We start from the raw sequence: 23,684 nt of genomic DNA, 5'->3' as shown, positions 1-23,684 counted from the left end.
TTACCCCGCCTTAACAGCTAGTTCCGGGCTCTTTTGCTCTATTTTCAGCAAGTCGGCAACGGCAATATTCTTAGGCTTAACTAAAACAAAACAGTCTAACCAGTTTTCGAAATCACTTAAGATCATCTTGGCATGCTCACTTCCTGTTGCAGCAACATGGGCTTCAATCAGTTCTTTTAAGTGTTGCTGCTGGATTGACGATTCTAATTTTTGAGTATCGACGAGTTCGTTATTAACGCGACGACTAAAGTGATTGAAACGGTCAAATATATAGGCAAAACCGCCAGTCATACCGGCACCAAAGTTAACCCCAGTTTGACCTAATACCACTACAATACCGCCAGTCATGTATTCACAGCCGTTGTCACCCACACCTTCAACCACCGCGATAGCGCCAGAGTTACGAACAGCGAAACGTTCACCTGCTTGACCAGCTGCATAAACACGTCCGCCTGTTGCACCATACAAACAGGTGTTACCCATAATGGCACTTTCTTCACTTTCAAATGGGCTACCCACTGGTGGATGAATAATAATTTCACCACCTGACATACCTTTACCAACATAGTCGTTGGCATCACCAATCAATGTGAGATTCAGTCCTGGGCTATTCCATACGCCAAAACTCTGACCCGCACTACCGTTAAACTGCAGTGATAACGGAGCTTTAGCGCCCTTAAGGCCAATGTTCGTTGCAATAAAGCCTGATAATGAGGCGCCTACTGAACGATCGGTATTATTAATATTGTACTGTTTAGTGAAACTTGAGCCTTCAAGTACCGCTTGACTGCTATCGGCAACAATTTGTAGGTTTAAGTCACCTTTGTCATCCGGTGGATTAAGCTCTTTCCAAGTAATATCGGTGCCAGCTGGGACTTTAGGTTGATAAAGAATAGGGGCTAAATCTAATCCTAGTTGCTTGGCTGTTTGACCTTCAAGGGCATATAACCAGTCGGTTCGACCGACGAGATCTTCAAACTTTGCAACACCAAGCTTTGCCATCCATTCACGAACCTCTTCAGCAACAAACTCGAAATATGTCATTACGCGCTCAGGTAACCCGTGATAATGGTTGTCACGTAGGTTTTTATCCTGTGTTGCCACACCTGTTGCACAGTTATTTAAATGACAAATTCGTAAATACTTACACCCAAGCGCAATCATTGGCACAGTACCAAAACCAAAGCTTTCAGCACCTAATAACGCAGCCTTGATGATGTCCATACCTGTTTTTAAGCCGCCATCAACTTGTAGGCGGATCTTGTGACGCAATCCGTTTTCTACAAGTGCTTGATGCACTTCTGCTAAGCCTAATTCCCAAGGAGAACCTGCATATTTAACTGACGTAATTGGACTAGCACCAGTACCACCGTCATAACCAGAGATGGTAATCATGTCTGCGTAAGCTTTGGCTACACCCGTCGCAATTGTGCCTACACCCGGCTCTGAAACGAGCTTGACTGAAACTAATGCTCTTGGATTGATTTGCTTTAAATCGAAAATAAGCTGGGCTAAATCTTCAATTGAGTAAATATCATGGTGTGGAGGCGGTGAAATCAACGTAACCCCTGGTCTTGCATGGCGCAGACCAGCGATTTCTACACTGACTTTATGACCAGGAAGTTGTCCACCTTCACCTGGTTTAGCGCCTTGTGCCACTTTAATTTGCAATACATCAGCATTCACTAAGTAATGAGCTGTCACACCAAAACGACCGGATGCAATTTGTTTGATTGCTGAATTACGTTCGCTATTAAAACGACTAGGATCTTCTCCACCTTCACCAGAGTTAGAGCGTCCGCCTAGACGGTTCATTGCTACAGCTAGTGCTTCATGTGCTTCAGGACTTAAAGCACCAATACTCATTGCTGCACTATCAAAGCGCGGGAATAAGTGCTCAGCACCTTCAACGCTTGCAGCATCGATTGCAGCTTTGTCACCTTTAACACCAATTAGATCTCTTAATGTCGCGATTGGTCGATCATCAACGAGCTCTGCAAACTTTTTATATTTTGGATAATCTTTATCTTTTAAGCTTTGTTGAAGTGTATTAACCACATCAGGGTTAAAGCTATGGTACTCGCCGCCCTCAACATATTTCAGTAAGCCACCTTGTGGTAATGGCACATGGGCACGGTAGGCCGCTTTATGAAGTGCTTTTTGATCTGCAGCTAAATGCTCAAAGCTTGCCCCTTCGATACGGCTTATGACACCTTTGAAACATAATTCAATCACTTCAGATGACAAACCAATAGCTTCGAATTGTTGGCTGCAACGGTAAGAACCTACAGTACTGATGCCCATTTTGGACATAATCTTACGAAGGCCTTTTTCGATGCCTTGACGGAAGTTCAGCATCAATAAACTATCATCTTCAACTTGGTTCTTTTTCGCCATCGCTGAAATAGATTCATATGCTAGATATGGGTAAATAGCGGTCGCACCAAAACCAAGTAACACAGCAAAATGATGTGGGTCACGAGCCGAAGCCGTTTCAACAATGATGTTAGTATCGCAGCGTAAGCTCTTATCAACTAAGCGTTGCTGCACTGCGCCAACAGCCATAGCTGCTGGAATGACTTGTACATTTTTAGCAGTGGCTCTGTCAGATAAAATAAGTAGCGTTGTTCCGCTTCTTGCCAAGCGCTCAGCATCATCTGTTACACGTTCAATGGCTTGCTGTAAGCTTTCGTGTGCATCGTAATTTAAATCAACGGTGTTTGCTCGGTAGTAAGAACTATCTAGGCCTAATAATTGGTTGAAATCACTGAATAGCAGCACAGGTGAGTCAAACATCACTCGATAAGCAACACCTGTAGTCTCGCAAAATAGGTTTTGCTCACGCCCCACACAAGTGGTTAATGACATTACGTGTTTTTCACGTAGAGGATCTATTGGTGGGTTAGTTACCTGGGCAAACTTTTGACGGAAATAGTCATATAAAGAACGAGACTTCTTAGACAATACAGCCATTGGGGTATCGTCACCCATTGAGCCGGTTGCTTCTTCGCCTTTTGATGCCAATATCCAAATGACTTGTTCGAGCTCTTCTCGGCTATATCCAAACTGCTTTTGATATTGAAGCAATACTTCAGGTGTAAACTGACTAGCGCCTTGTTGAGCTGCTTCAATTTGATTTGCAGGGATAAGAGTTTGACTATTTTTAGCCATCCACTCTTTGTATGGATGGCGACGTTTTAAATCATTATCAATTTCAAATGATGAATATAAACGGCCGTTCATCGTATCTAGGACTAATAGTTCACCTGGACCAACACGACCTTTTTCTACAACCTCATCAGCTGAGTAATCCCAAATGCCGACTTCTGATGCCAAGGTTAGAATTCTGTCTTTAGTAATCACATAGCGAGATGGACGCAGACCGTTACGATCGACGGCACAGGCAGCATGACGACCATTACTCATCACGATACCTGCAGGTCCGTCCCAAGGCTCCATATGCATTGAGTTGAAATCGTAAAATGCTTTTAACTCGTCATCCATTTCAGGATTACTTTGCCATGCAGGTGGAATCAATAAGCGCATCGCACGATATAAATCCATGCCACCAGATAATAGCATTTCTAGCATGTTGTCTAATGAAGAGGAGTCAGAACCCGTTTCATTCACAAAAGGTGCGGCTTGTTGTAAGTCAGGTAATAGTGGCGAGTTAAACTTATAAGCACGCGCACGAGCCCATTGGCGGTTGCCAGTAATGGTATTGATTTCGCCATTATGAGCTAAGAATCTAAATGGTTGTGCAAGTGGCCATTTAGGTGATGTATTAGTTGAAAAGCGCTGGTGGAAAAGACAAATCGTACTTTTAAGACGAATATCAGCAAGATCGGTATAAAAAGACGGCAGATCTGCAGGCATCATTAAGCCTTTATAGACGATGACTTGTCCTGACAGACTCGCGACATAAAAATCCTTGTCATCGACAATTTGTTGCTCAAGTCGGCGTCTAGCCATATATAGACGACGTTCTAAGTCTTTTTCACGCCAGCCAACAGGGGCGTTAATTAATACTTGGTAGATCTCTGGTAAGCTCTTGCGACCAATTTCGCCGAGCACGTCAGGATTGACTGGTACCTTTCTCCAGCCTGCAACACTTAATGTTTCACGTTGTAGTTCTTTTTCTAATATAGCTTTAGACGCTTCAGCTTTAACTGGGTCTTGGCTAAGAAACAGCATACCAACAGCAAATTTACGACTTAGATGCCAATCATTTTCTGTTGCTACAGCAGCAAAAAAGTCTTTTGGCATCGACATTAATAGTCCACAGCCATCACCTGTGCGACCATCCGATGCAATACCGCCACGGTGTTTCATTCTGTCTAAACCGTGAATAGCAGTACGGACAATACGATGGCTAGCATCGCCATCCATTTGGGCTATTAAGCCGAAACCACAATTGTCCCGCTCAAAGCTGGGATGATATAAGCTCATACAAAAACTCCCTAAACCTAACTTAATACGACTCGGATAATGCGGAGAAGTTCTCATAGATATGCACCCGAACCACTCAAATTAGCCCGATAATGAATAAAGGTCAAACTTAAATTACTCAACAAAATGAATTGTTATGTCTATTACAGATGTTAAAAAAAACCAGCCTTACGTTAACGTAAACTGTATTTTTGTTCGTATAACCTTATGAATAAAAAGAATTTTAAAAAAGTCGGCTTTTTGATTTTACTTTTTGTTAACACTTTAGTCTAATTGATTTAGTTTTATAAATAGTGAATTTATTTTCAAGCACAGTTGCAGTGAACTATTTATTTAATTTGCGTATTTATTCACTTTGATAGTTGATTTTAAATTAATCAAATTAACCATTTGTGAAGTTGTACTGACATTGGTTGAAATATAATCGCATTAATTCATCATTTCTTGATATAGCACCAAGTATTTACTCTTTAAGCTGTATATCATCGGCCACTTTTTGAAAATTGAGGATTGGCAGTGGGTTTAGATGATTACGTGAATACATTTGGTGCTGTATGTAAACAGCAATACGGTGGACGGATCAGAAAGCTGACTATCGATGCCAAATTCACTTGCCCAAACAGAGATGGCACCCTTGGTAAAGGCGGCTGTACATTCTGTAATGTTTCTTCGTTTAGTTATGAGCAAGGGACTGAGGCCAGCATCTCAGAACAACTGAGCCAAGGTAAGCAACGTTCAGTATTAGCAAATGCACCCGCTTCTACCTCTAAATATATAGCATACTTCCAAGCTTATACTAGTACTTACGATGAGTATCAGGTGTTAAAGCAAAAGTATGACGAAGCGATAAAAGATGCCGACATTGTTGGATTACATATTGGTACCCGTCCAGACTGCGTACCAGATGATATATTGGACTTACTTGTCAGCTATCAAGATAAAGGAATTGAAGTCTGGTTAGAGCTTGGTTTACAAACCGCGAATAATGGAACTTTAAAAAAAATTAACCGCGGCCATGATTTTGATAGTTATAAAGACACTGTTATAAGAGCAAGAAAACGTGGTATTAAAGTCTGTGCTCATTTGATTCTTGGGTTACCTGACGAGACTTTTGAAGATAACCTTTCCAGTTTAACGCAAGTTATATCAACAGGTGTTGATGGTATAAAATTACATCCATTACATATTGTTGAAGGAAGTGTCATGGCTAAGGCTTGGCGACATAAAGGAATGCCTTTATTGAGTCTGGAAGATTATGCTCACTACGCGAGTGAGTTAATTAGACATACTCCAAAAGAGATAATTTTTCATAGAGTCACAGCATATGCTAAAAAACCGATGTTACTTGCTCCAGAGTGGTGTGCTTTTCGTTGGGATGGCTTAGTAGCAATTGTCAAAAACTTAGCCGAGAATGGCGGACAAGGGCATTATGTTATCGGCGGAACAGTGTAAAAAGTAACCAGTTTGCATGTTTTGCAGTGATTTATATGGGCGGATTTTAATTTTTTGTTAAAACCATGTAATTAGTTTACGAAAATTGGACTTGAAAAGCGCTGAGTTGTTGCATAGGCGATTATTGCGAGTATTATAAATTCCAATTTTACAGAAATAAATTAGAAAGAGGTGCCACAATGGCCACAGTCCAGCTAGAGTCTATTTTAGATCTCAATACTTTAGAGCAATATTGTAGTGCTATTGGTGCAGGTACTTTATTAAAAAGTGTCGTGTTATTTGAGCAATTAATGCCTGAGTATGTAGGTAGTTTAGTTAAAGCAAATGATGTGAATGATAAAGATACATTATGCGCAGAAGCTCATAAATTTAAAGGCGCTGCTGGTTCAGTTGGTTTGAAGCGCATTCAGCAGTTTGCACAAAAACTGCAGCATGGTGAAGAGTCATCATGGGAAGCTGAGCACAACGCTTGGTTAGCTGAAATTGTTGAGCATGCTGGTTCAGATTTACAGCAATTAAAAGCATTCCTAGAAGCCAAAGCATAATCACTGCTGGTTTATAGCGACATTAAAAGTCCCGCAAGGGGCTTTTTTTTGGTCTTTTTTTTGAGAATAGTAAAATTGAGCTATGGATCGTGCAGCTGTGATTGTTATTTGTTGTGACTTAATTCATTATTTAAATGAAATCTTCTTAGGGTAATCGATTAAATGAAAAACCTACCGAGTTTAAAAAACCTATTCTATTTGGTTAACTTGCACCAAGAGCAAAATTTTAACCGAGCTGCTAAGTCATGCTTTGTTAGTCAATCTACTCTATCGAGTGGCATTCAAAATCTTGAAGAGCAACTGGGCTACCAATTAATCGAGCGAGATCATAAATCATTTATGTTCACAGCAATAGGTGAGGAAGTTGTTGAAAGAGCGAGAAAGCTGCTTACTGATGTTGATGACTTAGTTGAATTGGTTAAAAACCAGGGTGAGCCTATGACTGGAGAGATCCGCTTAGGTTGTATTCCAACTATTGCACCTTTCTTATTAAGCCGTGTAGTAAAGCAATGTCAGCAAGATTATCCACAATTGAGTTTATTGCTAAAAGAAGACACTACCGACAGCTTATTAGACTCATTAGGAAAAGGGGAGCTGGATTTATTGATACTTGCATTACCGGTAGATACTACTGGATTTCACAGTATGAAAGTGGGTATTGATCCTTTTAAAATGGTCGTTCATGAAGAGTTATCGGGTGGGATAATAAACCCAATTGATTATCAAAAAATGCCAGATGAAAGTATTTTCTTACTGCAAAGTGAGCACTGTATTACTGGTCATGCTATTACTGCTTGTCAGTTAGGTAATAGTGCCAAAATTAATCCTTTTGCTGCGACCAGTCTACATACATTAGTTCAAATGGTTGATAGCAAATTAGGTACCACATTCTTACCACAAATGGCAATTGATGCTGGGATCTTAAAAGATACTGAGTTGAATATAATGAACCCGCCAGGTGAAAGCCCTTATCGAGATATCGGCTTGGTGTGGCGTCAAACAACTAGCAGAATCGCCACATTCAGAACATTAGGCTTAATGCTAGAGAACTTACTTGCTAAACCTGAGTAGCCTGTTGTTGAAAGGGAGTTTATTAGCAAGTTCATCTAGATAAATACCTTGTTATCGGTAAGAAGCGGGTAGAGAGGTACTTGCTTCTTACAAACCATGATTGTTCCGTTCGAACCCGTTTTACATCGTAGCTAACGGGTTTACTTTTTATCTGGGAAAATCAACAGGAATAAGAAGTTTATAAGGCGCGCTTAGTACTTTTGAGTAAGCTAAGGTGAACTGGAGGAGCATAGGCAAGAGGCGCTAACTAGGGATATTCAATTATATTCCTTAAGTTGCTTGTTTAGGGCTTTTTAGGGCTCACACCATACACTTCAATTTCATGCTTTTTGCCTTTGAGCTTCATAGCGCCTAAATCTGATAACTCAAATCGACTATCTTGTCTTTCTAGGCGGTGTGCAACTTCCCCTGAAATAAGCATTCTTTGACCTAGCGGGTTACATTGGTCTTGTAGTCTTGCCAAGGTATTTAACACATCACTGAAAAAGCTAATTTCTTGCTTTTGAACACCAACCACAGCAGCAACAACTTGGCCGCAATGAGCTGCCGCTTTAAATTTAGGCACAAAGCCATAGTGTTCTTCAAAGTAAGGTCGATGCCAGTTAAGTTGTTGGCTAAATTCGTAGTAAATATTCATACAGCGATCTTGTTTGATCCCATCTTCAAGAGGCCAATGAATCAAAACTGCATCACCCATATAGCGATAAATTTCAGCATCATTATCAGTTACTGTATCAGCCAGCATACTAAAACTGTCTTGAATTAATCGACTAAAGCGATAGTCGCCTAGTGTTTCAGCGTGGGCAGTTGAAGATACCATATCAACAAAGAGGAATAGTCGATGTTCATATCTTGGCTGATGGTACTTACCTAAGCCAATGTTCATCAATACTCGAGGGCCCACAAGTAGTGCCATTTGTTCGATAAAGGCAAGGCCTACACGTACAGCGACTAGATATATGATTAATGCTTGAAAAGAAGGACTATAAAGGATGTGCGCTGTGAGCATTTGTCTTAGCGTGACAAGATGATTTTCAATAGCCCACATATTGAGGAATTGGGTAACATAGGCAAGCGTCATTGCGCCTAACAGTAGAAACAAGCCTTTAAAAATAACTGAGAAGATATAGGGTAAACGACTGATTGCACTAAAGTCAGCGATTAAATTCGACATCCAATGCAGACAACCAAACACAAAACCCATGAAGATGGCTAATGTGGCAAGGTCTGATTTTCCCATAGCCCATTGGGGGAGTTCAGGGGCTTGTGAATAACGAAAAAAGACAAATGCGCCCATGGCTAAACACCATGCTAATATCGCAAATAATAGCTTTCTCGTCTGTCGACGTGCTTTCACTGGTTTATATCTGATCCGTTGATATTTTGAGACAGGCTAGTTTATAGAAAATTACCCTACTTGTCATAGTGGTATTCTAATAACTTTCAAAATAGATTATGAATGTTGATTTATTGTAATGTTATCCAAACGCATTTGTTAGTATTTGGTGGGTGAAATTGATCTTTAAATAAAAACCTCTTGGATTAGATAGTTTAATTAAGCCATTTTCTGCAATTGATTCAGTTAATGAGTGACTATTTGCAGCCTTAGGTCTTAGTTGTAATACTTCTCCGTGTCGAGCTGTTACTTTTTCAACTTGCCCTAATGCAATCATCTCCATTATCTCTTCCCAGTCTTGTTGTAACGCGGTTAACTGTTCAGGGTTTGGGCTCCATAGTACAGGGGTGCCTATTTTTCTGTTTGCTACCGGAATACTTCGATCACCTTGTACTGGTATCCATAAGACTTGTTGTAGCTTATGAAATACGACACTGTTTTCCCATGTAAGGCCCTGGATATTTGTTAACGGTGCAACTGTGACATAAGTTGTTTCAATAGGGCGACCAGATTGGTCTATGGGAATGGTTTTAAGTTCGACTCCTAAGTGCAAAAAATCTTGCTGGGGTTTAGAACCTGCTGTAGCGCCGAGTTCCATCTCAATCAATTGACCAATCCAGCCTTTATCTCTCTTCAAATTATCAGGTACATTGAGTTGATGCTCATTTGCAATATCTCCTAATGAGACACCGGCCATATCATTGGCTCTTTGCATTAATTCTGCGATGGAATTTGGCTGGCTATTCATCATTATTGCTTACTTTCCCCTAAATAGGCTTGGTCATTATAAGTTTACTTGTTTGGCAGTTTTTACGCATCTATTGTTACTGGTCATTAATTGCGCAGCGATTTTGTTGAAAGTTATTCACTGTGTAAAATAATCCCAATATACTGATTAATAAGTTTTTTTGTTTAAATTGGTCAATCTGTTTTACCAATTTATTAAGTTACTCTCCTTTTGCTCTACTATTTCACACATAGTTATCCACAGATTTGATGGATAACTTTAAAAAAGTATCACTTAACGGATAATTTTTTGTTCGTCAATGCTTAAAAATAGCTTTATTTTAATATTAATGAAATAAAACTCTTGTTTTTTGTGTATAACTTAAAACCCATAAAATGAATTTATTAATAAGTAATTTCCCTGGTTAAAAAGTGACCTTTGGTCATCTAGGATAACTGTAGTTTGTCTCGCCTTTAGTTTATGCTATTGAATTTTATGGTCTTATTGTAGTTATTTGACTTTTTTATTATGCGGTAGCTTATGTTCTTTAATGTAGGTTTTACTGTTATTAGTGAGTTTCGAACAGAGATATCCACAGATTTTGTGGATAATGTGCATTAATATTTTTTTCTTCTGTTGATAAAAGTAATAATTCTTAAATTTTATCCCAAGTTATGCCGTTATTAGTTGATTGCCCGTAGCCGTGCTTTATGAAACAATCTAATCATTAATTTGTAGTGACATTGGAGTCCATGTGATTGATAGCGACGGCTTTCGCGCAAATGTGGGCATTATAATCTGTAACAAATTTGGTCAAGTTATGTGGGCCAGACGGTTTGGACAACATTCATGGCAGTTTCCACAAGGTGGCGTTGATGACGGAGAAAGTCCTGAACAAGCTATGTACCGTGAATTGTATGAAGAAGTTGGTTTAAAGCCGGAAAATGTACAAATTTTAACGTCAACACGCTCATGGTTAAGATACCGTTTACCAAAAAGATTGATTAGACAAGAAAGTAAACCTATTTGTATTGGTCAAAAGCAAAAGTGGTACTTATTACAGCTTAAAGATAGCGATGACAGTATTAATTTGAACTCCTGTGGACACCCTGAGTTTGATGACTGGCGTTGGGTGAGTTATTGGTACCCAGTAAGGCAAGTTGTTTCTTTCAAACGAGATGTTTATCGTAAGGTTATGAAAGAGTTTGCATTCACCACTTTAGCGTTTCAAGGACGTGAGCCTAATCGCAAACGAGGGCGACACCGTAATTAATGTAAACTGATAGGGGATAAAATCGTGTTAAACACGCTCAGGGATATAACTCAAGCGGTTGCTGGAGCTAGCAGTCTTGAGTCTGCACTGACACAGTTGGTTTCGCAAACAAAGTTAGCGATGCAAACTCAGTGCTGTTCAGTATATATTCTTGAGCAACAACACCTTGTCTTATCGGCGACAGACGGCTTGGCTGTTGCCGCCATCAATTTTGTTAAAATGCCCCTTTCTGAAGGACTGGTGGGGTTAGCTGCTGAAAAAGAAGAAGCCGTTAACCTTGCCGACGCCAAAACACACCCACGCTTTAAGTTTTTCCCTGAAGTCGAAGAGGAAGAGTACCGAGCGTTTCTTGCTGTTCCTATTATTTTTCAAAAACAAGTGGTTGGAGTTATTGTCGTTCAGCAGCCACAGCCTCGACAGTTTAGTGAGAATGAAGAAGCCTTTTTAATGACGCTGGCAGCGCAGCTGGCGGTGGTCATTCGTAGCCTCAAGAACAAAGCGGCGATTAGCAATGTTCAGCAACAAGTCGTTTTCAAAGGGGTTAGCGCATCTAAAGGGATCGCCATTGCAGATGCATTTGTATTAGGCGGCGCGATATCTTTAGTGCAGCCAGATCAACAATGTAGCGATACCGAGCAAGAAACCCTTAGACTGAAAGCTGCAATGCAGCGTTGTAAAGATGCAATCAGTGCCTTGTCCCAGCGTTTTGACCGTGAAAACGTGGATGATATAGCATCTATATTTTCAGCGTTACAACTCTTGCTTAATGAGGCTAGTTTAGGTGGTGAATACATACGAGAGGTGAGTTTAGGCTGGCAAGCTGAATCTGCCGTTAGCCGCGTTTCAATTCGCTATATTGATCAGTTTATGGCAATGGAAGATCCTTACTTAAAAGAACGCGCTAGCGATATTCGCGAACTCGGACAAAAAGTATTACGCCAACTTATAGAGCCAGATAAGTTAGATTTAGCCCCTTCAAAACCTGTTATTTTAGTTGCTAAAGAAGTGGATGCGACACTACTAGCTGAATTCCCACGTGGGAAACTAGCAGGGATCGTCACTGAACTTGGGGGAGTTAACGCCCATGCCGCTATTTTAGCTCGTGCATTAGGCGTGCCAGCCATTGTCAGCGTTGATCAAGTCATTGCGGCGAATATTGACGATAAAAAACTCGTTCTTAATGCGACTAGCGGTCAGCTTCTTGTTTCTCCTTCAGAATCCGTGCTTCGTGAATATTACACTTTAATTTCGGAAAATCAGGAACAGCAACGCCAATTCTCAGCTGAATTGTCATTACCTGCTCAGACAACGGACGGCCATCGTATTCAGTTATATCTGAATGCTGGGCTATTAAGTGGGTTAAGTACCGACATGGCTGAGGGTGCAGATGGGATTGGGTTATATCGTACGGAAATTCCATTCATGCTACATCAGCGATTTCCGAGTGAAATTGAGCAAGTTCATGTGTATAAACAAGTGTTATCAGCTGCTCGTGATAGACCTGTGGTTATGAGAACATTAGATGTAGGAGGAGATAAACCCTTACCTTATTTTCCTATCAATGAAGATAACCCCTTTCTTGGCTGGCGAGGTATTCGATTATCCCTTGACCATCCAGAGTTATTTTTGATGCAGCTACGGGCAATGTTAACGGCAAATGTAGACTCATCACAGCTACAAATTTTGCTACCTATGGTCAGTAACCTTGATGAAATTGATAGGACTTTATTATACCTAGAACAAGCTTATTCAGAATTAACAGACGAATTACAGCGTAGAATCCCTAAACCTAAAATTGGGGTTATGTTAGAAGTGCCTTCGTTACTTTTTCAGTTAGAAGATGTGGCTAAGAGAGTCGATTTTGTTTCAGTAGGCAGTAACGATTTAACTCAGTATTTACTCGCCGTTGATAGAAATAACCCCAGTGTTAGCTCACTTTTTGATAGCTTTCACCCTGGTGTGTTAAGAGCGTTAAAATGGACAATTACTGATTGTAAACGCTATAAATTGGATGCCAGTATCTGCGGAGAGCTAGCAGGTGAACCCATGGGGGCATTACTCCTTGTCGCTATGGGCTATGACAAATTGAGTATGAACCAAGGCAGTATTGCTCGAATTAATTATTTATTACGCCGCATTGATAAACAGTCATTAGAACAAATTTTGGATACCGCCCTGACACTCTCTAACGGGGAGCAAGTCAGGACATTACTCAATGACTTTTTAGCTGAAAACGGCTTATCTGCCATTTTGCATTAGCCGATTTAGCTATACACGGATAAGGTTTTACTGTGGACAATCTTTTACTGATTTTTTCAATCTGCTTGTTACTGGGCTCATTTGTCGGTTTCATGGCTGGCTTATTAGGTATCGGCGGAGGCTTAATCATTGTCCCAGCCCTTTTATATCTTCTTCCTTGGGTTGGTGTTGAGTCATCTCAGTTAACCCATGTTGCTATTGCAACCTCATTAGCCTCTATTATTTTAACTTCTTTTTCGTCTGCGTTAGCTCATCACAAACGTGGAAATGTTCCATGGAACCTATTTAAACCCATGTTGCCGGGTATCATGTTAGGGGCACTAGCGTCTGGGTTTATTTCAGAAAAAATTCCATCTGCTGATTTACAAACCGCATTTTCGATATTTGTGATACTTATGGCCATACAAATGGCGTTCCCATTCAAGCCTAAAGCAAATGAGCAAATGCCTGCATTTACCGTGTTATTTTTGGTTTCCTCGATTATTGCTATCGTTGCTGGATTAATGGGTATTGGTGGAGGGGTACTGTTTGTGCCATTTTTGAGCTATTGCGGCATTCAAATGCGCAGTGCTGTAGGGTTTTCTTCGGTAACGGGTTGTCTTATTGCACTAGCTGGTACCGCTGGATACATCATTGCAGGCTTAAATGCACCTGACTTACCCCAAGGCACCATTGGCTTTATATACTTACCCGCTTTGTTTGGGATCATTATCAGCTCAATGTTAGTCGCACCATTAGGGGTAAAAATGGCAAGCGTATGGCCGACTGCTGTGCTTAAAAAGATATTTGCACTGTTATTAATGGTTATTGGATTAAAAATGGCGATAACCGCATAAAATTCTTGTTATCATCTACCCAATAATCGGAGACTGTCTCTTCAGGTAACCGAAACTTATCGAGCTTTTATATAGGAATGTACAATGCGTCAGTATTTAGATTTATGTCAGAACATCGTAGACAATGGTCATTGGATAGAGAATGAACGCACTGGAAAACGTTGTTTAACCATCATTAATGCTGATTTAGAGTACGATGTTAAAAATAACCAATTCCCAATTATTACCACTCGTAAAAGCTTTTATAAAGCTGCGATTGCTGAGCTTATTGGCTATATTCGAGGTTATGATAATGCTGCAGATTTTAGGGCTTTGGGCACTAAAACTTGGGATATGAACGCGAATGATAATGCTAGCTGGCTTGCTAATCCACATCGTAAAGGAGAAGACGATATGGGGCGGGTATATGGCGTTCAAGGTCGACGTTGGCAGAAAACCTCAGGTGGTACTGTCGATCAGTTAGCCAAGATTGTTGATAACTTGTCCAAAGGAGTTGATGACCGTGGTGAGATTATTACATTTTATAATCCAGGTGAGTTTGATATGGGTTGTTTACGACCATGTATGCATACACATACCTTCTCATTACTAGGTGATACTTTGCACCTAACGAGTTATCAACGTTCGTGTGATGTGCCATTAGGGCTTAACTTTAATCAGATTCAAGTGTTTACCTTTTTAGCATTAATGGCACAAATTACCGGTAATAAGGCGGGTACCGCATACCATAAAATTATTAATGCACATATTTACGAAGACCAATTAGATCTAATGAAGAATGAGCAGCTAACTCGCGAACCATTTCCTTCACCACAATTAAAAATTAACCCAGACATTAAGAGCCTTAAGGATTTAGAAACTTGGGTGACAATGGATGATTTTGAAGTTGTGGGTTATCAGCATCATGATGCGATTAAGTATCCATTTTCGGTCTAATGCTAATCAGATAAGCTAACTCATTGTATTAACGGTTTTTCACTTATGATAAACCGTTAAAATCATTTAGTTATTGTAAATTACACCGTAATGACAGCTAAACTCCCTCAAATTCACTTCATAAACGACTACACTGATTCGTGTTAACTCACTTCATTTTTGTCTGAGATTGCATCTGGAAGCCTAAAAAACAAGCTAAACTAGTTGTATCCTACTTGGTTAGCATTTTTTGTGCTTTTGACACTATATTTCACTTCTGTTTAAAACTCACAGTGAATTCCTATACTGATTTCATGTTAATAGTTATTCAATGGGAAGTAGTCATATTAGCTTAAGTCTGTTTGGCTGATTATGTTAATAAATAGCCTTTTATTCTTGCTGGATTTTTTCGATAGTTTTTTATTAATAATTCATCAGCTAAAACAGTGTAATGTATGTTATTTCATCAGTTGAGCAATTTATTGTGAATAAATAAATATGCGCCTAAACTTGAATAATGCGCATATTCCGAGTTAAACGTCGATCTGCTTCGCGTTTAGCGGGTGTTGTGTGATTAATCTCACTGCGTTTTGATACATACCTCGAAAATACCGAGGTATTAATGCGAAACTAACGATTATGATTGTTTGAAAAATTCCGATAGACTCGAATTAATTGTTTTTTTTGGAGTGAATTATGGAACGTGCAATTAAGAATTTCTTAAGTCAAGAATCTGCAGGGGGTATCATTTTAATGATCTCTGTAGCACTGGCTATGTTAATGGCAAACTCGCCATTAGCTGGTTTATACAGTGGATTCCTTGATACAGAAGTCCAAGTGCGTATAGGTTCATTAGATATTGATAAGCCATTATTATTATGGATTAACGATGGTTTGATGGCACTTTTCTTCTTATTGATTGGTTTAGAAGTAAAGCGTGAATTATTAGAAGGCGCACTATCTAGTGTTGCTAAAGCTTCATTACCAACTTTTGCTGCTGTTGGTGGCATGGTATTTCCAGCTTTATTTTATCTAGCATTTAACTACTCAGACCCTGTTACTCAGGTTGGTTGGGCAATTCCTGCTGCAACAGATATCGCCTTTGCATTAGGTATTATGGCCTTACTTGGTAGCCGTGTACCTGTTGCTCTTAAAGTCTTTTTATTAGCCCTAGCTATTATGGATGACTTAGGTGTTATTGTGATTATTGCATTGTTCTACAGTGCTGATTTATCAATGACAAGTTTAATTGTTGCTGCTATTTCTATCACATTAATGGTGGCGCTAAATCGTAAAGGAGTTAGCTCGTTAATCCCTTATGGTTTGTTAGGCGTTATCCTTTGGGTAGCTGTACTTAAGTCTGGTGTACACGCGACATTGGCTGGTGTCATTATCGCATTCTGTATTCCGCTGCGAGCTAAAGATGGCTCATCTCCTTCAGAGCATTTAGAGCATAGTTTGCACCCATGGAGTACATTCTTTATTTTACCTGTGTTCGCGTTCGCTAATGCTGGTCTATCGCTATCGGGAATGAGCATCACTTCATTAGCAGAGCCTGTGACTATAGGTATTATTTTAGGTCTGCTACTTGGTAAGCCTGTAGGTGTATTACTGTTTAGCTTTGTTGCAGTAAAACTAAAATTAGCTGAGCTACCTCCTGGGATTAGCTGGAATCAAATTATCCCTGTTTCAATTATGTGTGGTATTGGTTTCACTATGTCAGTGTTTATTTCATCACTTGCATTCGAATCGGCCCCTGCACAATTAGGTGACTTTGCTCGCTTAGGTATTTTAATGGGATCTATGCTAGCTGCGGTTATCGGTTATGTATGGCTTGATAAAGTACTTCCTAAAGCTAAAGCTAAAGCTGAAGCAAAGTAGTATCGGAGCAAAAAATGAAAACAAAACTGTTGATGTTAGCCTTAGCAATGGGTGCGATTACCGCACCTGCTCAAGCAACCTCGTTTAATGTTTGCCAAGCAAACGTTGAGTCAAGCGAATGTAAAAGTTATTTAGACGGCGTTGTAGATGGTGCGTTGATGTATCACACTGATGCATCAAGTAGCCGTCTTGAAGCTGATAGTGGATATGAGTCTCGTGCACTTAAATATCGAGCTGGTAAACGTTATCAAGAGGCTAATCGCAGTTATTGTGCAGACAGAAAACCGCATAAAGATGAAATCGTTTTAGCTATTCAGGAACAAACCGCCGCTAAAAACGTTAACAACTTAAATGAGTTATCGATATTAATTGATAGCTTGTTGGACTGTCAGCGATTAAAATAAACCAACGCTCTTAGCTGGTTTATTTACATGCAACATTTAAATTATAACCATCTATATTATTTTTGGATGGTTAGAAAGAAAGGTTCGGTGGCTAAGGCCGCCGAAGCTTTATGTCTCGCACCTCAGACTATAACAGGTCAAATCCGCTCATTAGAAGATCGTCTTAACGGCAGTCTATTTAAACGAGTCGGCCGCTCGCTAGAACCCACTGAACTTGGTGAATTGGTATTTCGCTATGCAGACAAAATGTATAGTTTAAGTTATGAGATGCTGGATTTACTGGCTTACCAAAAAGACGAATCAATTCTATTTGAAGTTGGCTTTGCTGCTGCTCTATCAAAAGCGCTTGCGAGTCGGGTCTTACTGACTGTCATTCCAAATGATGGCTCAATGCACCTAAGTTGTTATGAATCGACCCATGAAAATCTCATTCAACGCTTACGAGAACACAAGTTGGATATGATTTTATCTGACTCGGCAGGTGAATCTTTAAAATATCCTGAGATTTTATCTAAGAAACTAGGGCAGTGTGGCATCAGCTTTTTTGCGGCATCTAAACCATCTTTAGACTTCCCTGCATGTTTAGAGCAAGAAAAGTTACTTATTCCAGGTAAAAGAACATCGCTAGGTCAACAGTTACATCGATGGTTTGCTGAAAAAAACCTTGATGTCAGTATTCTTGGTGAATTCGATGATGCTGCGATGATGAAAGCATTTGGTTTATTCCAGCGAGGAATTTTTGTCGCTCCATCTATTTATCGACATGATATACTGTCCCAAGGCATGGTTTTGATTGGTGAAACTGAAGATATACATGAAGAATATCATGTGATGTTTGCTGAGCGAATGATTCAGCATCCGGCAGTTCAGCGTCTTTTAGACACTGACTTTACCGATTTATTTGCAGGTGTCGATCCCCAAATACAAGATGTTGAATACAGAAGTTCGCATCAAAGATAAAGTATCCGCAGAAGATGTTAGGAGAATAGCGTTGGAATTAATGAATATTGCTAGAGTTCGTTGGGCTTGTCGTCGTGGGATGTTAGAGTTAGATGTCTTGTTTCAACCTTTTGTTGATTCACAATATGAAACACTTTCCGATACCGATAAACAAACCTTCATAGACTTACTGGCATGTGAAGATCCGGAATTATTTGCATGGTTTATGGGCCACGAGGTTTGCCCCGACCCAGCGCTAAGAGAAATGGTCAATACTGTCCGTGGTCGTCCTCAACCTTAAACATTCTATCCATTTATTCGCCATGAGACTCCCAGATAGCCTGATTAATTTCGGGCTTAATCTCAGGAGTATTGTATGCCGTTCACGTTAACAAGCTCATTCAGCCAAGTGCTTTCTCATCTTGTGCTTATCGCTATATGTTTGACGAGTTTTATTCTTTGGCCGGATATCCATCATTGGGCTTATCAGCTTGTATTTGCAGTAACGCTGACAATAGCATTGATTTTTTTCATTCAGCATTTGTTTACTTTACGCCAATTTCACACTCAATTTGTGTTACTAGAACAAGGTGTGGGGAAGCTAAATCATCAATATGAATTTATTCAATGGCGAGCGCCAATAGTGACTGTTTTTGCATCCGTAATATTTATTGAGTTCGAAATAACGGCGGCTAAAAAGCTTAAAATGACCAGGCAGATGGTGATTGTTTGGTCAGATATGTTGAGTGATAAAGAGTACAGAAGTTTGTGTAGGGAGTTAGTAAAACTGCAGTCTACGCTTTGACATTAAATGGGCTAGCAGTTTGCTTTAGCTGTTTGCTATAGAACGCTGGCTTATTTTAACAGAGAAACAAGCCAGCATTACGAGCTTCGATTATCGCTCTGGTTGTAAAATTGTCGGCTGAGGATTATCTAATTGCTCTGGGTAATCAGCATTATAGTGCAGGCCACGGCTTTCTTTTCGCTCCATGGCGCAGCGAATAATTAATTCAGCAACTTGAACTAAATTACGTAACTCTAGTAAGTTATTACTCACTCTAAAGTTACTGTAATACTCTTGAATTTCTTGTTGTAGCATGGCGCAACGTCGTAATGCTCGTTCTAGCCTTTTATCGGTACGAACAATACCGACGTAATCCCACATGAATAATCTTAACTCATGCCAGTTATGGGCGATAACCACTTCTTCATCTGAATTACTGACTTGGCTTTCATCCCAATGGGGCACGGGACCTGGGGCTGGAATTTTACTGAGTAAACTTTCAATATCTTGTGCAGCAGCACGGGCAAAAACTAAACATTCTAATAACGAATTACTCGCAAGGCGATTCGCGCCATGCAGTCCAGTGTAGGCCACTTCACCAATGGCATATAAACCATTGATGTCTGTTTGACCGTGTAAGTCAGTCATTACACCACCACAGGTATAATGCGCGGCTGGTACCACAGGAATAGGATCCTTTGTGATATCGATGCCAAACTCTAAACATCGTTTATGTATGGTAGGAAAATGCTTGATGACAAAGTCGGCAGGCTTATGGCTGATATCAAGGTACAAGCAATCGGCACCTAATCGCTTCATTTCATAATCTATCGCACGGGCAACAATATCGCGGGGGGCAAGTTCGGCGCGTTCGTCAAACTCAGGCATGAAGCGTGTGCCATCGGGACGTTTTAAGTAAGCACCTTCGCCACGTAAAGCTTCAGTAAGCAGATAGTTGCGAGCATCAGCATGATATAAGCAAGTTGGGTGGAATTGATTAAACTCCATATTCGCTACACGACACCCAGCACGCCAAGCCATGGCAATACCGTCACCACTGGCAATATCGGGATTTGAGGTATATTGATAAACTTTCGAGCTTCCACCTGTGGCAATCGCGACAAACTTGGCTGTGACAGTTTCAACGTGCTCAGCATCTCGATTCCATACATATGCGCCAACAACACGATTTCCAGGGCGATTAAGCTTTCTCGTCGTAATTAAATCAATGGCGTTATAACGCTCTAGTACCTTGATGTTCGGATGCGCTAATGCCTGATCTTGAAGTGTCGTTTGGACCGCTTTACCCGTTGCATCAGCAGAGTGAAGAATACGTCGATGACTATGACCACCTTCTCGAGTTAGATGATAAGGTGCTGAACTTTGGTCGCCGTCACTGGTTTCTTCTTTATCAAAAGCAACGCCACATTGAATTAGCCATTTCATCGACTCTTTGGCATTCTCAGCGGTATAAGTCACCACATCTTTGTCACAAAGCCCTGCACCAGCGATAAGCGTGTCGCTCACATGTGACTCAATCGTATCTGATTCATCAAATACAGAGGCGATTCCGCCTTGTGCATAATAGGTTGAGCCTTCAGCTAAAGGTCCTTTCGAAAGGAGAATAACTTGTGACTTTTCAGCTAGATGGAGTGCAAGCGTGAGTCCTGCTGCACCACTACCTATAACCAAAATATCAGATTGGTGTTCAACTGCTTGTTTCATAAGGTATCATGGGTGACTTAATATGGTTCTATAATGGTAAATCAAAACCGCTTTATTGGGTACTGAGACATTACTATTAAGCGAGATTTAGCCATTTTTTATAAAAAATTAAATTTTTTTCATTCAATATCGAACTTTTTCAAAGCATGCGAGTCTACTTTAATGTGAATATGATTCGAGCGACTGAGAAATCAGTATTATAGATTTAGGAGTAGTCGGCTCGGATGAGTGGACAAATAAGTGATCAACAGTTAGTTGAGCGTGTACAACGTGGCGATAAAAACGCATTTAATCTGTTAGTACAGAAATACCAAAATAAAGTAATGAGCTTGATCTCACGCTATATCAGAAATCAAGCAGACATCAGTGATGTGGCACAAGAAGCCTTTATTAAAGCTTACCGTGCATTACCTAATTTTCGTGGTGAAAGTGCTTTTTACACATGGTTGTATCGCATTGCAGTAAACACTGCAAAAAACCATTTGGTTTCTCAAGGCAGAAAAACACCGGCTAACAGTGTTGATGCAGAAGAAGCTGAATATTATGAAGGCAGCGATGCATTAAAAGAATTTGCATCACCAGAACGTCTCGTTTTGTCTGATGAAATTAATAAGGTGATTTTTGAAACCTTAGAAACGTTGCCAGAAGAATTGAAGATAGCAATTTCTTTACGTGAACTTGATGGTATGAGTTACGAAGATATTGCCAACATCATGGATTGTCCTGTTGGTACAGTAAGATCACGTATCTTCCGTGCTAGGGAATCAATCGATAAGAAACTCCAGCCTTTGCTGGAACAGTAATAGTCTTTATTGACACAGGTGAAAAATGCTTAAATCAGGTCAAGAATGGGTTTCATCAGCAGTTGATGGCGAAGTTGATGCTAAAACATTAGCAGAGTTATCAGCAGACGAAAGCTCACATAAGCAATGGCAAAACTATCACATGATTGGTGATGCTATGCGCGGAGAGTTACCGCAGACAATTGATTTAGATCTAACAGCAAGCATTGCTGCAGCTATCGAACTCGAACCTGCGATAATTGCACCGCAAACTGATACCGTTTCTCAGCATGATGAAAAAGTCACAGAAGTAGAAACCAAGAAGGACAATGTTGTTCCTTTCTTCAAGCAATTTGGCCAGTATGCGATTGCGGCTACAGTTGCTATGGTTGCTATTGTTGGTGTACAAAATTACGGTCAAGATCAAAATGCTGATTCGCCACTACCAGTACTGAATACTCGTCCATTGATTGGTACAGCTTCTCCAGTAAGCTTGCAAACAGGTGCAGTACAGAGTCAGTCGGCTGTAAACAATGATAATGTTGTAGAGCAACGTCGCAGAATAAATTCATATATTCAGGACCACATGCTACAACAAAGGTTGAATTCAGGTGTTGTTGTACAGCACAATAACGATACTGATAACAACATTAATAATTAATCTGGAGTTAGCTTGCGTCTAATCCTGTTAGTACTTGCTGCAATGGTATTCCCTGTTGCAGCAGAAGGTATCCCCGAAGAAGAAATGTCTGCGAAAGCTTGGCTTGAAAGTATGAGCCAAGCACTTCAAACCAAACAATACAAATCTTCCATTATCCAGTTACAAGCGGATCATATCCGTCCTCTCGTTTATCTACACGGAACGGTTAACGACAAAGAAGTCGCCTTTTTAGAATATTTGAATGGTCCTCCTAAAAATGCTGTGCGTGTTGCAGATACCGTGACGTTTATCGAACACGATCAACCTGCATACAGTATCAATGCCCCCCGCATTCAAGGGATTTGGCCAACGATTTTTGCGACAGATGTAGCATCACTTGAGCGTGGCTACCAATTTGTGCTCGGAGGTCGCAGCCGCATTGCTGGGCGTCCAGGTCAAATGATTAGAATCATGCCTGTTGATGAGCATAGGTTCATGTCTCAGATATGGATTGATATGGAAACCCGTCTGCCACTTCGTTATGACATGATCAATCAAGATAAACAATTGATTGAGCAAATGATGGTGATTGAACTATTAGAACTTAATGAACCCGCCAGTATTTTAATTGAAGCTGAACGTCAGGGCTTGCCGCCAGTGATGAATCCTGCTGAGCGTATTGCTGGCCAAAATTGGCAATTTAGCTGGTTGCCCGCAGGTTTCCATATGGTGGTTAAGGATCATCACCGTTTGTTAGGTAGCGACGAGTCGGTTGAATATATCGCATTGACAGACGGCTTGGTTAATATCTCTGTGTATGTTGCCAGAATGGGGGACAGCCCTATGCCTGATGAGTTGATTACACGTAATGGCTTAACCATGGTGGTTGAGCAAGTCGGTAATGTTGAAGTTGTTGCTGTCGGTAAAGTGCCTTCTGATACCTTAAACCGTATCGCTAAAAGTCTTATCTTAAAATAAGTAAGATTATGGCCAATCAATCTACGCCACCAAAAACTACCCCAAATGACAATGCGTCAACGCAGCTTGAATCAAACAAGTTGCTTGATGCAAGCCGTTCTACATCACTATCACAATCTATGTTAGAAGAAGTGGCGACCGTTATTGCATATGATGAAACGGGGTGGGTAACGGTTGAAATTGAACTTAAAAGTGCCTGTAATCATTGTTCAAATAATGAAAATTGTGGCACTTCGACTGTGGCTAAAGCTTTTTCTATTAAGCGCCAACAGTTTTCCCTTAAGAGTGACAAAACTTGTTTAGTAGGAGATTTACTCAAACTTGCGCTGCCAGAGAGCGTGATTCTTAAGGCCGCATTATTAGTTTATATTTTCCCTTTAATCGGATTGTTTATCGGTGCGTTAATAGGACTTTGGTTTAGCCATTTACTACTGATTAACCCTGACTACAGCTCGATAGTCATGGGAGCCTTAGGTGGAATAGGCGCGTGGCTTCTTGGTAAGCGACAAGCATCAAAGTTAGAAGCTGAATCCACCCCAGTTATTACGGCTTACTTGGGCCAAGGTGTGAGTTTGCAACGCGGTTAAATGCGCATTCTTATCCGTTATTAGGTGCTTTTTTATATTCA

The 23,684-nt window shown here is 40.3% G+C and carries 20 protein-coding genes; 16 read left to right on the top strand and 4 right to left on the bottom strand.

Features of this window, described 5'->3' with window-relative positions; translation table 11 throughout:
• Window positions 1-4,449 carry a glutamate synthase large subunit gene (gene gltB / locus AB4128_RS07845; RefSeq protein WP_372037391.1) on the bottom strand — a complete coding sequence of 1,483 codons (4,449 nt, stop codon included), beginning with the start codon at window positions 4,447-4,449 and terminating at the stop codon, window positions 1-3.
• Window positions 4,450-4,965: 516 nt separating this feature from the next.
• Between gltB and AB4128_RS07840 the strand changes: the two genes are divergently transcribed.
• From AB4128_RS07840 to oxyR, 3 genes are all read left to right on the top strand, one after another.
• Window positions 4,966-5,901, top strand: a complete 936-nt coding sequence (locus AB4128_RS07840) for a TIGR01212 family radical SAM protein (protein WP_372037390.1) — start codon at window positions 4,966-4,968, stop codon at window positions 5,899-5,901.
• A 179-nt stretch (window positions 5,902-6,080) separates the two neighbouring features.
• Window positions 6,081-6,446, top strand: a complete 366-nt coding sequence (locus tag AB4128_RS07835; protein WP_055025581.1) for an Hpt domain-containing protein — start codon at window positions 6,081-6,083, stop codon at window positions 6,444-6,446.
• 162 nt (window positions 6,447-6,608) lie between these two features.
• Window positions 6,609-7,517, top strand: coding sequence for a hydrogen peroxide-inducible genes transcriptional activator OxyR (gene oxyR, locus AB4128_RS07830; RefSeq protein ID WP_055025582.1), 909 nt, complete (start codon window positions 6,609-6,611; stop codon window positions 7,515-7,517).
• A gap of 283 nt (window positions 7,518-7,800) precedes the next feature.
• Here the strand turns inward: oxyR and AB4128_RS07825 are convergent, their stop codons facing one another.
• Together AB4128_RS07825 and mutH are read right to left on the bottom strand one after the other, a co-directional pair.
• Window positions 7,801-8,874 carry an adenylate/guanylate cyclase domain-containing protein gene (locus AB4128_RS07825; protein WP_055025583.1) on the bottom strand — a complete coding sequence of 358 codons (1,074 nt, stop codon included), beginning with the start codon at window positions 8,872-8,874 and terminating at the stop codon, window positions 7,801-7,803.
• Window positions 8,875-8,995: 121 nt separating this feature from the next.
• On the bottom strand, window positions 8,996-9,664 hold the full coding sequence (gene mutH, locus AB4128_RS07820; protein WP_119968896.1) for a DNA mismatch repair endonuclease MutH: 669 nt from the start codon (window positions 9,662-9,664) through the stop codon (window positions 8,996-8,998).
• A 730-nt stretch (window positions 9,665-10,394) separates the two neighbouring features.
• Between mutH and rppH the strand changes: the two genes are divergently transcribed.
• From rppH to AB4128_RS07775, 9 genes are all read left to right on the top strand, one after another.
• Complete coding sequence (gene rppH / locus AB4128_RS07815) at window positions 10,395-10,913, top strand: RNA pyrophosphohydrolase (protein WP_055025584.1); 519 nt, start codon at window positions 10,395-10,397, stop codon at window positions 10,911-10,913.
• A gap of 24 nt (window positions 10,914-10,937) precedes the next feature.
• The gene (gene ptsP, locus AB4128_RS07810; RefSeq protein WP_055025585.1) at window positions 10,938-13,172 is read left to right on the top strand and encodes a phosphoenolpyruvate--protein phosphotransferase; all 2,235 of its coding nucleotides are present in this window, start codon (window positions 10,938-10,940) and stop codon (window positions 13,170-13,172) included.
• Window positions 13,173-13,204: 32 nt separating this feature from the next.
• Window positions 13,205-14,008: a sulfite exporter TauE/SafE family protein gene (locus tag AB4128_RS07805; protein ID WP_372037389.1), complete on the top strand. Its 804-nt coding sequence runs from the start codon at window positions 13,205-13,207 to the stop codon at window positions 14,006-14,008.
• Window positions 14,009-14,092: 84 nt separating this feature from the next.
• The gene (locus AB4128_RS07800) at window positions 14,093-14,944 is read left to right on the top strand and encodes a thymidylate synthase (RefSeq protein WP_282166635.1); all 852 of its coding nucleotides are present in this window, start codon (window positions 14,093-14,095) and stop codon (window positions 14,942-14,944) included.
• Between the two features lie 675 nt (window positions 14,945-15,619).
• Window positions 15,620-16,804 carry a Na+/H+ antiporter NhaA gene (gene nhaA / locus AB4128_RS07795; protein WP_372037388.1) on the top strand — a complete coding sequence of 395 codons (1,185 nt, stop codon included), beginning with the start codon at window positions 15,620-15,622 and terminating at the stop codon, window positions 16,802-16,804.
• Between the two features lie 14 nt (window positions 16,805-16,818).
• Window positions 16,819-17,208 (top strand): hypothetical protein, encoded by a 390-nt coding sequence (locus AB4128_RS07790; protein ID WP_055025589.1) that lies wholly within the window; start codon window positions 16,819-16,821, stop codon window positions 17,206-17,208.
• A 27-nt stretch (window positions 17,209-17,235) separates the two neighbouring features.
• Window positions 17,236-18,168, top strand: a complete 933-nt coding sequence (gene nhaR / locus AB4128_RS07785) for a transcriptional activator NhaR (RefSeq protein WP_055025590.1) — start codon at window positions 17,236-17,238, stop codon at window positions 18,166-18,168.
• 31 nt (window positions 18,169-18,199) lie between these two features.
• Complete coding sequence (locus tag AB4128_RS07780; protein WP_119968899.1) at window positions 18,200-18,448, top strand: succinate dehydrogenase assembly factor 2; 249 nt, start codon at window positions 18,200-18,202, stop codon at window positions 18,446-18,448.
• 75 nt (window positions 18,449-18,523) lie between these two features.
• Complete coding sequence (locus tag AB4128_RS07775; RefSeq protein WP_372037387.1) at window positions 18,524-18,952, top strand: protein YgfX; 429 nt, start codon at window positions 18,524-18,526, stop codon at window positions 18,950-18,952.
• A gap of 90 nt (window positions 18,953-19,042) precedes the next feature.
• On the opposite strand, the gene nadB is transcribed toward AB4128_RS07775, so the two are convergent.
• A complete protein-coding gene (nadB, locus tag AB4128_RS07770) occupies window positions 19,043-20,656 on the bottom strand; it encodes an L-aspartate oxidase (RefSeq protein ID WP_055025592.1) in 1,614 nt (537 codons plus the stop codon).
• A 224-nt stretch (window positions 20,657-20,880) separates the two neighbouring features.
• Between nadB and rpoE the strand changes: the two genes are divergently transcribed.
• The 4 genes from rpoE (at window position 20,881) to AB4128_RS07750 (ending at window position 23,643) form a co-directional block, all read left to right on the top strand.
• Window positions 20,881-21,459 (top strand): RNA polymerase sigma factor RpoE, encoded by a 579-nt coding sequence (rpoE, locus tag AB4128_RS07765; RefSeq protein ID WP_055025593.1) that lies wholly within the window; start codon window positions 20,881-20,883, stop codon window positions 21,457-21,459.
• A 25-nt stretch (window positions 21,460-21,484) separates the two neighbouring features.
• Window positions 21,485-22,099, top strand: coding sequence for a sigma-E factor negative regulatory protein (locus tag AB4128_RS07760; RefSeq protein ID WP_055025594.1), 615 nt, complete (start codon window positions 21,485-21,487; stop codon window positions 22,097-22,099).
• Window positions 22,100-22,111: 12 nt separating this feature from the next.
• On the top strand, window positions 22,112-23,056 hold the full coding sequence (locus AB4128_RS07755) for a MucB/RseB C-terminal domain-containing protein (RefSeq protein WP_055025595.1): 945 nt from the start codon (window positions 22,112-22,114) through the stop codon (window positions 23,054-23,056).
• Between the two features lie 119 nt (window positions 23,057-23,175).
• Window positions 23,176-23,643, top strand: coding sequence for a SoxR reducing system RseC family protein (locus AB4128_RS07750; RefSeq protein ID WP_372037399.1), 468 nt, complete (start codon window positions 23,176-23,178; stop codon window positions 23,641-23,643).
• The last annotated feature ends 41 nt before the right edge of the window (window positions 23,644-23,684 follow it).

Origin of the sequence: Shewanella sp. 10N.286.52.A9 (assembly GCF_041468985.1) — a bacterium.
Lineage (GTDB): Bacteria > Pseudomonadota > Gammaproteobacteria > Enterobacterales > Shewanellaceae > Shewanella > Shewanella japonica.
This window is presented reverse-complemented; position numbering and strand designations above follow the sequence as displayed.